This is a genomic window from Methylobacterium sp. ap11 (genome assembly GCF_900110515.1).
Classification (GTDB): domain Bacteria; phylum Pseudomonadota; class Alphaproteobacteria; order Rhizobiales; family Beijerinckiaceae; genus Methylobacterium; species Methylobacterium ajmalii.
The window spans coordinates 77,887-91,768 of record NZ_FOEB01000020.1 but is presented as its reverse complement, the minus strand read 5'-3'; the positions used below and the strand labels follow the sequence as shown (position 1 = coordinate 91,768).

The following is a 13,882-nucleotide window of genomic DNA, read 5'->3' as shown; positions in this document are numbered from 1 at the left end:
AGACGGAGCCGAATATGACTTTATGGACGGAAATTGATAGAGAGTTCATGAGATACAGAAGTAAAATTGAAATACAAAAGTCATGTGAACGATTTCGATTCGATGTAGAAAGAGTTCAACGAGTTGTCTGTACGCGGGTGCTTTCTTGAACCCGAATGGCCCGACCGACCATCGCGGCAGGAGGAACGGGCCCCGGGGGCGACACGGCGTGGCGCGATCCAGCGCGTCCCATGACGGCGGAGGCGTCTCGGAAGACCTGCGAGGGAGGTAAGAAAACTTGCAGGGCGGCCTGCGAGCCTTGACCCGGTCTGGGGCAGCACCCGGTCACGCCGGACACGGTACACGACACTGAGACTGTGGCGGCCGTCCGAGGGCATTCCGAGAAGGCTCGCCCCTTTCCCGGACGACTGGAGCGTCAGCGGAAGGAGATCCGGGATCCAGCGGAAGACGTGCCGCGAAGCGGCTCTTCACCTTTCACCGTTGCAGACGCACGGACGCTTCGCGGCTTGTCGTGCTGGATCCCGGATCTCCTTCCGGTTCGCTTCAGTCGTGCAGGCCCGTACCGGGCCCGGAAAGGGGTTGGCCGACGATGAGCCGGGGAGCCCGGCCAAGGCCAGTATCGCGGTCCGTGCGCGCCGCAACCAGGTGCCAGCCCAGGCCTTTGATTTCGCAGCATTTTCTTTCGCCGAACCGGCACCTACTCCATCGGAGGATGTTCCGGACGAACTCGCGAAATCTGCCTAAAGGACTAGCATTCTCTGCGTAAGACGCGCCCATATATGCCTTTAGGAACGCCAATATTGCACCGCACAAAGACGTTCCGACCGCAGCGATTCGCGATGGTCGTTTTTCCGGCAGAAAGCGTCGCCGCGCGACAAGCCGCCACGTCCGGTCCCACTAGCTTTTCATCATCCCAGATCGAAGGCACCGCGGCGCCGACAGGGCCGGATGACGAATCGGGGATTGCGCCACTCCTGGGGAGTCGTGAGCAAATGGGCCGCATCACTCTGCAGGGCATCGGAAAGGTCTTCGGTCGCGACCCCGCCCGGGCGATGGACCTGATGGCCCAGGGCAAGACCAAGGCCGAGATCGCTGCGTCGTGCGGGGCGGTGGTCGGGCTGCGCGACGTCGCCGTCGAGGTGCCGGAGGGCGAGATTCTTGTCCTGATGGGGCTCTCGGGCTCGGGCAAGTCGACCCTCCTGCGCTGCATGAACCGGCTCGTCGAGCCGAGCTGCGGGCGCATCGTCGTCGACGGCACCGACGTCACGGCGCTGAGCCGCCGCGATCTCCTGGCTTTCCGCCAAAAAATGTTCGGCATGGTCTTCCAGCACTTCGCGCTGCTGCCGAACCGCACCATCCTGGGCAATGTCGGCTTCGGCCTCGAGATCAAGAAGGTGCCGGCCGCCCAGACGCGGGAGCGGGCGATGCGGGCGATCGAGCTCGTCGGCCTCAAGGGCTGGGAAGCCAAGTATCCGCACGAGCTCTCGGGCGGCATGCAGCAGCGGGCGGGCCTTGCCCGGGCGCTCGCGGCGGATGCCGAGATCCTGCTGATGGACGAGGCGTTCAGCGCCCTCGATCCCCTGATCCGCCGCGACATGCAGGCGGAGCTGCGCGAATTGCAGAAGACGCTCAAGAAGACCATCGTGTTCGTCTCGCACGACCTCGACGAGGCGATCGCGCTCGGCGGCCGCATCGTGCTGATGAAGGACGGCGAGGTGGTCCAGGCCGGGCGGCCCGAGGAGATCGTGGCGGCCCCCGCCACCGAGTACGTCGCCCGGTTCGTCGCACATATCGACCGGGTCGCGGTCCTGCGCGCCGGACAGGTCGCCGACGGGACCGCCCCGGTCCTCTCCGCCACCCAGACGGCCGCCGAGGTGCGGGCGGTGCTGGCCGGGAGCGGCGGCGAGGCCTGGCTGGTCGCCGGGCCCGACGGCCGCTTCGCCGGCCGCCTGCCGGCCGCCCGCCTCGCCGCGGCGCGCCCCGACGAGACCCTGGCGGGCCTTCTCGACCGCGAGGCCGGCACCGTCGAGGCCGATGCCGGCCTCGCGGGGCTCCTCGGCCGGGTGGCGGCCGAGGGCGTGCTCGCCGTGATCGACACCGAGGGGCGCCTCGTCGGCAGCCTCGCGAGCCGCGACGTCGTGCGGGCACTGTCCGCCCGCCCGGGCGCTGGCGGATCCGACCCGGGCGGTCCCCAGCCCGCGATTTCCTCCGAGCCGGCAGGAGCTGAGCGATGGACTGGACAATCCCCAAATTCCCCCTCGACACGCTCAGCGACGAGGGGCTCGATTGGCTCACCGACCATGGCAGCTGGCTGACCCGGGCGGTCAGCCGCCACGTCGCCGACTGGATCGACGCGCTGACCTCGGCCCTGGTGGCCGTGCCGCCCTGGATCCTGATCGGGGCCGCGGCGCTCGCCACCTGGAAGGTCGGCGGCCGGCGGATCGGGCTCCTGACCCTCTTCGGCCTCCTGTTCCTGTGGAACCTGCGGCTGTGGCAGGCGACGGTGGAGACCCTCGTGCTGGTTGTCCTGGCGACCGCGGCGGCCCTCGTCATCGGCATCCCGGTTGGGATCTGGTTCGCGCTGAGCCGGCGGGCCTGGCGGATCTTCTCGCCGGTCCTCGACATGATGCAGACGCTGCCGAGCTTCGTCTACCTGATCCCGGCCCTGCCGTTCTTCGGCCTCGGCGCGGTCTCGGCCTGCTTTGCCACCATCGTGTTCTCGGTGCCGCCGGTGATCCGCCTGACGGCGCTCGGCATCCGCAACGTGCCTTCGGAGCTCGTCGAGGCCTCGGACGCCTTCGGGGGATCGTCGGCCCAGAAGCTGTTCAAGGTGCAACTGCCGCTGGCTCTGCCGACCATCATGGCGGGCGTCAACCAGACCATGATGCTGGCGCTGTCGATGGTGGTGATCGCCGCGATGATCGGGGCCGGCGGCCTCGGCCGGGTGGTGTGGCAGTCGATCCAGCGCCTGGAGGCCGGCGCCGGGTTCGAGGCCGGCATCGGCATCGTCATCCTGGCGGTGATCCTCGACCGGGCCACCCAGGCGCTTGCCGCCCGCGCCCGGCCGCACGGCACCGCCTGAGCCGTTTTCCAATCTCCTTCCAGAAAGGTCCCTCGATGCGCGCACCCCTCCTCGGCGTCGTCCTCTGCCTCGCCCTTGCCCAGACGCCCGCCGAGGCCGCCGGCAAGCAGGTCCGCCTCGCCTATGTCGAGTGGGCCGACGCGGTGGTCGCCACCAACATCCTCAAGCTCGCCCTGGAGGAGAAGGGCTACGAGGTGAAGACGATCCCGCTCGCCGCCGCCGCGATGTGGCAGGCGGTGGCGACCGGGGATGCCGATGCCAGCGTCGCCGCCTGGCTGCCGGTGACCCAGGGCGCCTATTACGAGAAGCTGAAGAACCGCCTCGAGCTGATCGGCCCGAACGTGACGGGCGCCAAGATCGGCTGGGCGGTGCCCGCGACCTCGCCGCTGAACTCGATCGAGGACCTGAAGACCAAGGCCGCCGAGGTCGACGGCAAGGTGATCGGCATCGATCCCGGCGCCGGCGTGATGAAGACCTCGGAGGCGGTGATCAAGGCCTACGGCCTGCCGGTCAAGCTCCTCGACGGCAGCGACGCCACGATGACGAGCGCGCTCAAGGACGCGATCCGCCGCAAGCAGGACATCGTCGTCACCGCCTGGACGCCGCACTGGATGTTCGCCCGCTACCAGCTGAAGTACCTCGCCGACCCCAAGCAGGTCTTCGGCGGCGAGGAGAGCGTCAACACGCTGGCCCGCAAGGGCCTGAAGGAGGACATGCCGGAGGTCTACGGCATCCTCAAGAAGTTCAAGCTCGGCCTCAAGGACGAGGAGGCCGTGATGGCGGAGAACGAGGAGAAGGGCGCCAAGCCCGCCGAGACCGCCGCCAAGTGGATCGCGGCGAACCGCGCCACCGTGGACGGCTGGCTGAAGTAAGCCGCGGCTCGGACCGACGCCTCGTGGACCGCCGCCGCCCCGCCGGGCCGCGGCGGTCCCTTGCATTCGGGAAGCCCCGGCACGAGCCTGCCTCGACGTCGGCGCCGACGCCGGCGTGACGTCCATACCGGCGTGACTCGGCGGCACGCCCTTGCGACAAGGAGAGACAAACAACGAAAACCGGAGGGACGCCGCGCCATGGCACACGAGGACACGCAGGAGGCCGACCGCGCCCGGCGCGACACGATCTCGGACGCCATGCGCCGCGCGGCGCGGCGCCACCGGGATCGGACCGCCCTGTCCTTCGCCGAGAGATGCTGGAGTTTCCTCGCCCTCGACCGCGCCGCCGACCGGGTCGCCGCCGGCCTCCTGGCGGCCGGGCTCTCGCGCGGCGACCGGCTCGGCGCGCTCGGGCGCAACTCGGACGCCTACCTGATCCTCTGGCTCGCCTGCGCCCGGGCCGGGATCATCCACGTCCCGATCAACTACGCGCTCACCGGGCGCGAGCTGCGCTACGTCGTCGAGCAGTCCGGCGCCGCGTGCCTGATCGTCGACCCGGCCCTCGAGGGCAATGCCCGGGAGGCGCTCGGCGCCTCCGCCGCGCCGTGGTTCGGCACCCTGTTCGGTGGCACCGGCCTCGACGTGCTGCACCTCGCGGGCGACGGCGGCCCCGCCGAGCCGGTCGAGGTCGCCCTCGCCGAGGACGACGTGGTGCAGCTCCTCTACACCTCCGGCACCACCGCGGCGCCGAAGGGCGCCATGATGACGAGCCGGGGGCTGCTGGCCGAGTACCAGAGCTGCATCCTCGCCCTCGATTTCGGGCCGCACGACCGGGCGCTCGCCGCGCTGCCACTCTACCACACGGCACAGATGCACGCCTTCACCATGCCCCAGCTGCTGGCCGGGGCCGAGACGGTGCTGATCGAGGCGCCCGCCCCCGAGACCTGCCTGCGGCTGATCGAGGCGCACCGGCTCACCTCGTTCTTCGCGCCCCCGACGGTGTGGATCAGCCTCCTGCGCTCGCCCGACTTCGCGACCCGGGACCTCACCAGCCTGCGCCACGTCTATTACGGCGCCTCGATCATGCCGGTGCCGGTGCTGGAGGAGCTGCGGGCGCGCCTGCCGGGGGCGCGGCCCTACAACTGCTACGGCCAGAGCGAGATCGCCCCGCTCGCGACCGTCCTGCGGCCGGAAGAGCACGACGCGCGGCCGGCCTCCTGCGGGCGCCCGGTCTTCAACGTCGAGACCCGGATCGTCGACGACGCGATGCGGGACGTCGCCCCCGGCGAGCGGGGCGAGATCGTCCACCGCTCGCCCCAGTTGATGGCCGGCTACTGGGACAAGCCGGAGGAGACCCGCGAGGCGTTCCGCGGCGGCTGGTTCCATTCCGGCGATGTCGGGATCATGGACGAGGCCGGCTACATCACGGTGGTCGACCGGGTGAAGGACGTGATCAAGACCGGCGGCACCATCGTGGCGAGCCGCGAGGTCGAGGAGGTGCTGTTCACCCATCCCGGCGTGTCGGAGGTCGCCGTGATCGCGCTGCCGCATCCGAAATGGATCGAGGCGGTGACCGCCGTGGTGGTGCGCCGCCCGGGCGCCGAGGTCGGGGCGGACGAGCTGGTCGCCCATTGCCGCGCCGGCCTGGCGCCGTTCAAGGTGCCCAAGCGCATCCTGTTCCAGGACGACCTGCCCCGCAACACCGCCGGGAAGCTCCTCAAGCGTGCGCTGCGGGACACCTACGCCGCCCTCGACTGGAGCGAGGAATCCGACGCCGCCCGGGGGCGGTGATACGCCCTCGCACGACGCGGACCGGGCGGGCTCCTACCCGCCCGGCTCGACCATCAGCGCCATCCGGACCAGCTCGGCGAGGCTGCCGGCCTGCATCTTCGCCATCACGTTGGCGCGGTAGATCTCGACCGTGCGCGGGCTGATCCCGAGCGCCTGGGCGATGACCTTGTTGGGGCTGCCGGCCATCAGTTCGTCGAGCACCTGGCGCTCGCGCTCCGAGAGCGCGGCGATGCGCCGGCCGGTCTCGGCGACGGCGGCGTGGCGCTCGGCGGCCCGGCGCCCGCGGTCGAGGGCGGCGCGCACGGCGGCGAGCAGGACCTCGTCGTCGAACGGCTTCTCGATGAAGTCGAACGCGCCCTCGCGCATCGCCGCGACGGCGAGCGGCACGTCGGCGTGGCCGGTCATCACGATCACCGGCCGCCCGTCGCCCCGGGCTTTCAGGCGGCGCAGCAGCGCGATCCCGTCGAGGCCCGGCATGCGCACGTCGGTGACGATGCAGCCCGCCTCCTGCCGGGGGTAGGCCAGGAAGGCCGTGGCGGATTCGTGCAGGCGCACCGGGATCCCATCGGAGGCGAACAGGAAGGCGAGCGATTGGCGGACCGCGAGATCGTCGTCGACCACGTCCACCGGCACCTCACCCGACATCGTCCAGCTCCCTTCTGTCGACCGCCCGCAGCGTGAAGCGGAAGCAGGTCCCCTGCCCTTTGCGCGACTCGGCCAGGATCTTGCCGCCATGCGCCTCCACGATGGTACGGCAGATCGAGAGCCCGACCCCCATCCCGTGCGCCTTGGTGGTGACGAAGGGCTGAAACAGCCGCTCCAGTACCTCCGGCGCGAGGCCCGGGCCGGTATCGGCGACGGCGATCTCGATCAGCCCCTCCCCGGGCAGCGCCCGGGTGGTGACGCGCAATTCGCGCCTGGCGACGTCCTGCATCGCCTCGATGGCGTTGCGGATCAGGTTGAGCAGGACCTGCTGCACCTGGATGCGGTCGGCCAGCACCAGCGGCGCCTCCGCATCGAGCGCGAAGGTGACGTGGACGCCCCGCTCCTTGGCGCCGACGAGGGCGAGCGCGCTCGCCTCCTCGACGAGCTTGGGCAGCCCCTCGATGTGGCGCTCGCCCTCGCCGCGGGCGACGAACTCGCGCAGGTGGCGGATGATCTGGCCGGCCCGCAGCGCCTGATCGGCGGCCTGGCCGACCGCGTCGGCGAGCATCGGCACCTCCGGCCCCTGCATCCGCTGGAGCAGGCGGCGGCAGCCCTTGAGGTAGCTGGAGATGGCGGTGAGCGGCTGGTTGATCTCGTGGGCCAGCGTCGAGGCCATCTCGCCGAGCGCGGTGAAACGCGACATGTGGACGAGCTCGGATTGCAGCTCCTGAAGCCGCGTCTCGGTGCGCTGGCGCTCGGTGAGGTCGCGGATGAAGCCAGTGAAGTAGCGGGCGCCCGAGGAGCGCATCTCGCCGACCGCCAGCTCCATCGGGAAGGTCGAGCCGTCCTTGCGCTGGCCGACCACGACGCGGCCGATGCCGATGATCCGCCGCTCGCCGGTGGCGAGGTAGCGGGCCATGTAGGCATCGTGCCGGCTGCGATAGGGCTCGGGCATCAGCAGGCTGACGTTGTGTCCCACCACGTCCTCCGGGGCGTAGCCGAACTGGCGCACCGCGGTCGCGCTGAACGACCGGATGCGGGCCTCCTCGTCGATGACGACCATCGCGTCCGGCACCGTCTCCAGGATCGAGCGCAGATGCGCCTCGCGGGCGCGCAGGTCCGTCTCGGCCTGGCGCTGCGCCTGGATGCTGAACACCACGCCGCGGTGACGCACCGGCCCGCCCTGCGGATCGACCTCGATGGTCCCGCGCGAGCGCAGCCAGTCGCTGCGGCCGTCGGGCCGCACCACCCGGTAGTCGACCTCGTAGCTGCCGCCCTTCGCGAGCGCGTCCCGAATCGCCCCCGCCCGGGCCTCGCGGTCGTCCGGGTGGACCAGGGCCTGCGTCGCCGCGAAGGTCGTCAGCTCCTTGGGCGACACGCCGAACAGCCGCGCCCCGCTCGCCGAGACCGAGATCCTTCCGGTCGGCACGTCGAGCGACCAGAAGCAGGTGCCGACCTCCTCGAGGGTCTGGCGCAGCTCCTCGGCATCGGGTGCGGCGGGCGGCGGGCTCGCGGGGGAATCGGGTTTCGTCATGCGGGCCAGAGCGCGCGGCGCGGAATCGCATCGCCGTCGATAGCAGGAACCCGGCGCGGCGTCCGCCCCAGGGTACCCTCAGCCGTCGAGCCGCCGCAGCGCCGCCCGGTCGCGCAGCTCGACCGAGCGGCGGTGGGCCGGCAGGGCGATGATTCCGTCGCGCTCCAGCTGGGTGAAGGTCCGCGAGACGCTCTCGACCGTGAGACCGAGATGGTCGGCGATGTCGACCCGCGACATCGGCAGCGCCAGCACGCCGTCGGCCCCCGCCCGGTCGGCGAGGCCGAGGAGGAAGCTCGCGACCCGCTCGCGGGCGGTCTTGCGGCCGAGGAGCAGCATGTGGTCCTGCGCCCGGGCCAGCGCCCGCAGCATCGCCGCCACCACCTCCCGCGCCAGCGCCCCGGCCTCGCCGGTGAGCGCGTCCCGGTCGCTCCGGCGGTGGGCCGCGAGCACCGTGTCGACGATCGCTTCGGCGCCGGTCCGGTGCGCCTCGCCGGCCTCGAGGCCGAAGATGTCGCCCGGGAGGTGGAAGCCGTCGATCTGCCGCCGCCCGTCGCTGAGAAGCCGGCAGGTCCGCACCGCGCCAGACACGACCTTGTAGAAGTGGAGCGCACGCTCGCCCTCGGCGTAGATCTCCACGTCGGCCTCGACGCGACGACGCGTGCCGGTCTCCTCCGGCCGGAGGCGGGCGGGGACGGGACCGGGATTCAGCGCGGGGCCGAGGCCGGCGGTGGCGAGAGCGAGCTGCATCGGATGCCTCGTCGGGCGATCGTTCGGGCGGTCTTGACGAGGTCCATGGCTAGGCGATCGAGGACGGCGGCGACATTCCGGTTCGACGCGTAAGGGATTCTCCTTAGCGTTGGGCACGTCCCGCTCGGGCTGCTCCTGGAGATCCGGCGAGGCGCGCCCCGCTGCTCGGTGGCGCCTCTCGTGATCGACAGGCCCGCATGGGGACGCACGCATCAAAGTCGGCGGAGTAAAACCTATATCTGCAACGCTAGAGCATTTTCCAACGAAGTGGATGCCGGTTCGTCGAAGAAAATGCGGCAAAATCAGAAATATAGAGAGCTTCGCAATTGCAACGCGATCGTGAAGCGCTCTAGAGCGCACTCGTCAGGTCGGTGTGACCAAAATCCCGTCCCTTGAACAGGATTGGATCCCGATAGGCGCGGGCGCAGGCGTAGGACAGGCAATCTGCGAGGTTGAGCTCAGCCGGATGGCCCCTCCCCTTGCCGTAGCGCTGGAACGCCTCGACGGCGAAGCGGCCGATGCTATCGGTGATCGACACAACCGTGATGCTGGCCTCGGTCAGGAACTCATCGAAATCGGCCTGGACATCGGCCGGATCGCGATCCAAGCGGCTTGCTAGGACCATGCAGGTTTCCATGCGAACCATCGGCGAGGTGTACCGCCGCGCTGCTCGTTCGATGCAGTCGGCGAAGACCGGGGCCTCGGGCTCCTTGCAGAAGATCGCCACGAAGGCGGACGTATCGACGAACATCAACGAGTCCACATTGCGTCGCGGTCCGCTTCGGTGACGGGCCGAGGGTTGGGTCCCGCCTTCGCCAGGGCTCGGTCCGCGAGGGATTCGAGGCGCTGCGCGAGGGGTGTCGAGGACCGCTCGCGTTCCAGCTCATGCTCCAAGGCGTGAATCACGGCCTCGGTGATCCCGGTGTTACGGCGCTGAGCCAGTTCGCGAGCCAGCGCGTGCGCGCGAGGGTTGCGGACGTTCAGGGTTGTCGCCATTCGCAGCGCCTCCATGCCGATGTAATGAAAAAACTTAGAGACGTAATGCGCGCGGCGTCAATCCGATGCGGACGCCTGCGGATCGCGAATCGCATCAGGCACGAGGCCCGGCCCGACAGCATGCGGGGAAAGCGCTCTCCGGCGGGGAGAGCCCTACGACGTCGTCCCGGGCACCCGGGTCGAACGCGAGTTCAACTTGCCCAGGCTGCCCGCCAGCTCGGCGGATGCCCTGGCGACCTCCTCGGCCACGCTCCGAAAGCCGCGTTCCTCCAGGGCCGAGGCCAGGTCGTGCAGGGCGGCGTCGAGCTGCCGCGTCAGGACGTGCTCGCCCAGGCTCGACAGCGCCCGGTGGGCGACATCCGCCAGTCTCTCGGCCGTCGGCGCCTCGACGTGGCGCAGCAGGATGGCGAGCGTGGCGACGGCCTCGGTCAGGGTCTGGGACTGGATCGACTCGGAGGCGACGACGATCACGGCTTCCAGGGCGTCGGTCGCGATGACGGGCGCGGCGTCGCCGTAGACGATGCGGGCGCCGGCATCGCCCCGGATCTCGATCTCGCCGTGGCTCCACCGCGCGATGATGTCCCGCAGCGCCTGGATCACCGTGAGGCCGGGATTGGGATTGGATTTCGCGGTCGAGACGGAGGTCCAGGCGATGGTCGCGAGCTGATGCAGGCCGTAGGCGGTGCTCGTCTGGAGATCGCGCCCGTCGTCATACGCGAAGGCGGCGAGGGTCTCCTCGGCGATGCGCTCGCACGCCTGCGCGTCCAGGACTTTGCCGGGGTCGCACCGGAGCCGGAACACCGGATCGCCGACGGCGCGATACGTCCCGAGGGGGATCAGGACCTCGACCTCGACGTCGCCAGCGCGCTCCAGGGCCCGCTCGACCCGGGCGACGTCGAGCCCGACGACGTAGCCGTTCTCCCGGGAGCGGACGAGGGCGCGGTCGGCCCAGTCGCGGCGCGTCGTCCTGCGGGTCGCGGCCAGCACCTCGAGATCCGTGCCGCGCGCTTCGAGCACCTTGTCGTGGATGAACTGGATGATCTGTTCCGGCCGCATTTGGTCGATCGTGTTGTAGATCATCACGATGATCAGGCACAGGGCCAGGGCGGTGAGCAACAGGCTGAGCGCCGCCGCGAAGACCGGGCGGTGATAGTCGGTGTTCGTCACGAGCGTCGTCAGCACGAAGACCGACAGGCCGACGAAGTAGCCGAAATAGAGCTGGTTGGTCCGGCGCGCCATGAACTGGTCGGTGACCTGCGCCGTCAGGGCGCCCGCGCCCTGCTGCACGGCGAGCAGCAGGAGCGAGAAGGTGATCGAGGTGACCGTGACGATGCTCGACGCCACGGTCGCGAGCAGGCTGCCCAGGGCCGCGCGATCCCCCATCAGGGCCCCGAGCCAGGCAAAGCCGCGGGGCGCGCGATCGCCGGACCACGACCCGTCCGCCAGGTAGACCAGGGCACTGAGGCCCACGAATCCGAGCACCGTGGCGAGCGGCAGAGCCAGGAACTGCCGGAACGACCGCCGGATCGCGCTGACGAGCCGGTTCGGGACCGAGGCAATGGTCTTCATCGACGAATGTCACCACGGGGCGATGCGCATCGGGGCACGGTAGCACGGGCCGAACCTCCGCCGCGCGTCCCGCGCCCCTCACGCCGAGGCGGCCAGCGCGTCGTGGATGCCGGCGAGCAGCGACCCGTCCTCGAACGGCTTTTCCACCACTTGCCGGAAGCCGGCATGGGCGGCGCGGTGGCGCAACTCCTCGGTGAGACGGCCGGTGACCAGGATGGCGGGCAGGCCGACGCGCCGGGCGCGCAGGCGGCCGACCAGCTCGACCCCGTCCATGCCCGGCATGAGATAGTCGACGACCAGGCATCCCGTCCGAGGCAGCCCCGCTTCCCCGAGCAGATGGCCGGCATCCTCGTAGAGGCGCACGTCGAGCCCTTCGAGCTCGAGGGCGAATTTGAGCGAGCGTCGGACGGCCTCGTCGTCGTCGACGACGAGGACCGGTCCCGTCGGAGCGGGCATGGCGGCCTTGGACCCTGTCTTGCCGCATCGTGGTCCGGCCCGGCGCGAGCCGCCTTGATCTCGCTCAAGCGAGGGGCGGCCCGCTTCCATCGGTCCCCCGCGATCCGGGAGGATCCGGGCCGCCTCAGGCGGCACCGGCGGGCGAGGCCGGCCCGACGGTCGCGGATCTACCGGGCTGCCTTCGGTTCCGGGAAGGCACCGAGCGACACCCGGGCGACCTGCCGCAGGGCTTCCCGGTCGGCGCCCGAGGACGCGAGCACGCCCATGCCCGAAGCGACCGTCGAGAGGAAGCGAGCCAACGCCGCCGGGTCGGCGGACGCTCCGAGGTCGCCGTCGCGCTGAGCCGCGGCGAAGCGCTCGCGCAGCTCGGTCTCGGACTGGGCACGCCGGGAGGCGAGCTCGAACGGGATGTTTTCCGAGCCCTCGCCGCAGGCGAGCCCGCCCTGGACCAGCAGGCAGCCGGGTGGGTTGGCCGGATCGGTGTGGCTCTCGGCGATGCTGGTCAGGAAGCGCTCGGCCACCTCGCGGGCGGTGGCACCGGCCAGCACGTAGCGCATGTGTGTGGAGCGCCGCTCGGCGTAGCGGTCGAGCGCCGCCTTGAGCAGCCCCTCCTTGCTGCCGAAGGCCGCATAGAGGCTCGGCGGCTTGATGCCCATCGCCTTCGTCAGCATGGCAAGGCTCGCGCCGTCGTAGCCGTGGCGCCAGAACACCTCCATCGCCTCGTCGAGGGCCTTGTCCGTGTCGAACGACCGGGGCCGTCCCATCGCCATCGCCTGCCGACTCCCATTTTTGTATCGAGTGGTAGATAAGTATCTTGACGGGCCGCGTCGACACCGACATGTGTATCGCACGATACAGATATCGGAGCCGGCCGTGAACCCATCCCGTGCCCCATCCCTAGGACAATTCCTCGTCCGGCGCAGCGCCGGGATCGGCCTCGTCCTCGCCCTGCTGGCGGGGGCCTCCTATCCCTTCCTCGCGCCGTCCCTCACCCGGGGAAACGCTGCCGTCGCCGCGACGCCGCCGGCTGAGGCGGCGGTGCCCGCCCCGGTCGCCGCGATCACGCCGCGCGACGTGGTGCTGTGGGACGATTTTTCCGGTCGCCTCGAGGCGGTCGAGCGCGTCGACGTCCGGGCCCGCGTCGGCGGGGCGGTCCAGGCGACGCACTTCGCCGAAGGGGAACTCGTCAAGGCCGGCGACCTCCTGGTGACCATCGACCCGGCGCCCTACGCGGCGGAGGTCCAGCGCCTGGAGGCCCAGGTGGCGGGGGCCGAGGCCCGGGTCGCCCTGACGGTGAGCGACCTCGAGCGCGGGCGCCGACTCTCCGACCAGCAGATCGTCACCGCCCGCGACCTCGACGTGCGCGCCAACGCCGCCAAGGAGGCGAAGGCGAGCCTGGACGCCGCCAAGGCGGCGCTGGCGTCCGCCAGGCTGAACCTCGGCTATACCGAGATCCGGGCGGCGGTGGCCGGGCGCGTCGGGCGCCGCGAGGTCACGCCCGGCAACCTCGTCACCGCGGGCGCGGGGGCGGCGGTGCTCACCACCCTGGTCTCGGTCGATCCGATCCATGCGAGCTTCGACGCCGACGAGACGGTGGTGCTCCAGGCGCTCGCCTCGATCGCCGGCCCGGCGGGCGGGCGCGGCCGGCTCGATGCCATCCCGGTCGAGATGACCACCGCCGAGGGAGCGCCCGCCCGCGGGCACCTGCAATTCATCGACAACAAGGTCGATGCGCGCAGCGGCACGGTCCGGGTGCGCGCCAGCTTCGCCAACGGCGACGGCCGGCTCATCCCGGGGCAGTTCGCGCGGATGCGGCTCGGCCGACCCGCGCCCGAGCGGCTGCTCCTCGTCGACGAGCGGGCGGTCGGCACCGACCAGGACAAGAAGTTCGTGCTCGTCGTCGGGGCGGACGACCGCGCCGCGTTCCGGGCGATCACCCTCGGCCGCGCGGTCGACGGCCTGCGGGTCGTGACGTCGGGCCTGTCGGGCGGCGAGCGCATCGTCGTCAACGGCCTGCAGCGGATCCGCCCCGGCACGCTGCTCAGCCCCGAGCCGGTGACGATGGGCGCGCGCGGCGCCCCCGAGACGCGCCGCCTCGCCGAGCGCTGACGACCCCGGCACCCCCGACCCGATCCACCGTCCGGCGCGGACACCCGGCGGCGGCTCCCGAGCGGCCGCGCGGATCCCCCG

The 13,882-nt window shown here is 70.8% G+C and carries 13 protein-coding genes; 5 read left to right on the top strand and 8 right to left on the bottom strand.

Annotated features, from left to right (window positions below; all coding sequences use genetic code 11):
- Positions 1–992 precede the first annotated feature (992 nt).
- The 4 genes from BMX97_RS23765 (at position 993) to BMX97_RS23750 (ending at position 5,745) form a co-directional block, all read left to right on the top strand.
- Positions 993–2,315 carry a quaternary amine ABC transporter ATP-binding protein gene (locus BMX97_RS23765; protein ID WP_091753692.1) on the top strand — a complete coding sequence of 441 codons (1,323 nt, stop codon included), beginning with the start codon at positions 993–995 and terminating at the stop codon, positions 2,313–2,315.
- Complete coding sequence (locus tag BMX97_RS23760; protein ID WP_091753691.1) at positions 2,231–3,082, top strand: ABC transporter permease; 852 nt, start codon at positions 2,231–2,233, stop codon at positions 3,080–3,082. The genes BMX97_RS23765 and BMX97_RS23760 overlap by 85 nt, the downstream gene beginning before the upstream one ends.
- A 35-nt stretch (positions 3,083–3,117) precedes the next feature.
- A complete protein-coding gene (locus tag BMX97_RS23755; RefSeq protein WP_091753690.1) occupies positions 3,118–3,954 on the top strand; it encodes a glycine betaine ABC transporter substrate-binding protein in 837 nt (278 codons plus the stop codon).
- Positions 3,955–4,152: 198 nt separating this feature from the next.
- Positions 4,153–5,745: a fatty acyl-CoA synthetase gene (locus BMX97_RS23750; RefSeq protein WP_091753689.1), complete on the top strand. Its 1,593-nt coding sequence runs from the start codon at positions 4,153–4,155 to the stop codon at positions 5,743–5,745.
- Positions 5,746–5,778: 33 nt separating this feature from the next.
- On the opposite strand, the gene fixJ is transcribed toward BMX97_RS23750, so the two are convergent.
- The 8 genes from fixJ to BMX97_RS23710 form a co-directional block, all read right to left on the bottom strand.
- Complete coding sequence (fixJ, locus tag BMX97_RS23745) at positions 5,779–6,390, bottom strand: response regulator FixJ (protein ID WP_091753688.1); 612 nt, start codon at positions 6,388–6,390, stop codon at positions 5,779–5,781.
- Positions 6,380–7,924, bottom strand: a complete 1,545-nt coding sequence (locus tag BMX97_RS23740) for a PAS domain-containing sensor histidine kinase (RefSeq protein ID WP_091753687.1) — start codon at positions 7,922–7,924, stop codon at positions 6,380–6,382. Before BMX97_RS23740 ends, fixJ begins: the two co-directional genes overlap by 11 nt.
- Positions 7,925–8,002: 78 nt before the next feature.
- On the bottom strand, positions 8,003–8,671 hold the full coding sequence (locus BMX97_RS23735) for a helix-turn-helix domain-containing protein (protein ID WP_091753686.1): 669 nt from the start codon (positions 8,669–8,671) through the stop codon (positions 8,003–8,005).
- 349 nt (positions 8,672–9,020) lie between these two features.
- Positions 9,021–9,422 (bottom strand): type II toxin-antitoxin system VapC family toxin, encoded by a 402-nt coding sequence (locus BMX97_RS23730; RefSeq protein WP_177202329.1) that lies wholly within the window; start codon positions 9,420–9,422, stop codon positions 9,021–9,023.
- Positions 9,422–9,667: a type II toxin-antitoxin system VapB family antitoxin gene (locus tag BMX97_RS23725; RefSeq protein ID WP_058618205.1), complete on the bottom strand. Its 246-nt coding sequence runs from the start codon at positions 9,665–9,667 to the stop codon at positions 9,422–9,424. The genes BMX97_RS23730 and BMX97_RS23725 overlap by 1 nt, the downstream gene beginning before the upstream one ends.
- A gap of 153 nt (positions 9,668–9,820) precedes the next feature.
- Complete coding sequence (locus tag BMX97_RS23720; protein ID WP_091753685.1) at positions 9,821–11,236, bottom strand: DUF2254 family protein; 1,416 nt, start codon at positions 11,234–11,236, stop codon at positions 9,821–9,823.
- Between the two features lie 78 nt (positions 11,237–11,314).
- Positions 11,315–11,692 (bottom strand): response regulator, encoded by a 378-nt coding sequence (locus tag BMX97_RS23715; protein WP_091753684.1) that lies wholly within the window; start codon positions 11,690–11,692, stop codon positions 11,315–11,317.
- A gap of 167 nt (positions 11,693–11,859) precedes the next feature.
- Complete coding sequence (locus BMX97_RS23710; RefSeq protein ID WP_091753683.1) at positions 11,860–12,462, bottom strand: TetR/AcrR family transcriptional regulator; 603 nt, start codon at positions 12,460–12,462, stop codon at positions 11,860–11,862.
- Between the two features lie 88 nt (positions 12,463–12,550).
- On the opposite strand from BMX97_RS23710, the gene BMX97_RS23705 reads away from it, so the two are divergent.
- Positions 12,551–13,801 (top strand): efflux RND transporter periplasmic adaptor subunit, encoded by a 1,251-nt coding sequence (locus tag BMX97_RS23705; RefSeq protein WP_091753718.1) that lies wholly within the window; start codon positions 12,551–12,553, stop codon positions 13,799–13,801.
- Positions 13,802–13,882: the final 81 nt, after the last annotated feature.

Excerpts from the sequence above, each read along its gene's own strand:
- BMX97_RS23710 (WP_091753683.1), bottom strand. The coding sequence starts at position 12,462 with ATGGCGATGGGACGGCCCCGGTCGTTCGACACGGACAAGGCCCTCGAC.
- BMX97_RS23735 (WP_091753686.1), bottom strand. The coding sequence starts at position 8,671 with ATGCAGCTCGCTCTCGCCACCGCCGGCCTCGGCCCCGCGCTGAATCCC.
- BMX97_RS23765 (WP_091753692.1), top strand. The coding sequence starts at position 993 with ATGGGCCGCATCACTCTGCAGGGCATCGGAAAGGTCTTCGGTCGCGAC.
- BMX97_RS23730 (WP_177202329.1), bottom strand. The coding sequence starts at position 9,422 with ATGTTCGTCGATACGTCCGCCTTCGTGGCGATCTTCTGCAAGGAGCCC.
- BMX97_RS23715 (WP_091753684.1), bottom strand. The coding sequence starts at position 11,692 with ATGCCCGCTCCGACGGGACCGGTCCTCGTCGTCGACGACGACGAGGCC.
- fixJ (WP_091753688.1), bottom strand. The coding sequence starts at position 6,390 with ATGTCGGGTGAGGTGCCGGTGGACGTGGTCGACGACGATCTCGCGGTC.
- BMX97_RS23760 (WP_091753691.1), top strand. The coding sequence starts at position 2,231 with ATGGACTGGACAATCCCCAAATTCCCCCTCGACACGCTCAGCGACGAG.
- BMX97_RS23725 (WP_058618205.1), bottom strand. The coding sequence starts at position 9,667 with ATGGCGACAACCCTGAACGTCCGCAACCCTCGCGCGCACGCGCTGGCT.
- BMX97_RS23720 (WP_091753685.1), bottom strand. The coding sequence starts at position 11,236 with ATGAAGACCATTGCCTCGGTCCCGAACCGGCTCGTCAGCGCGATCCGG.
- BMX97_RS23755 (WP_091753690.1), top strand. The coding sequence starts at position 3,118 with ATGCGCGCACCCCTCCTCGGCGTCGTCCTCTGCCTCGCCCTTGCCCAG.
- BMX97_RS23740 (WP_091753687.1), bottom strand. The coding sequence starts at position 7,924 with ATGACGAAACCCGATTCCCCCGCGAGCCCGCCGCCCGCCGCACCCGAT.
- BMX97_RS23750 (WP_091753689.1), top strand. The coding sequence starts at position 4,153 with ATGGCACACGAGGACACGCAGGAGGCCGACCGCGCCCGGCGCGACACG.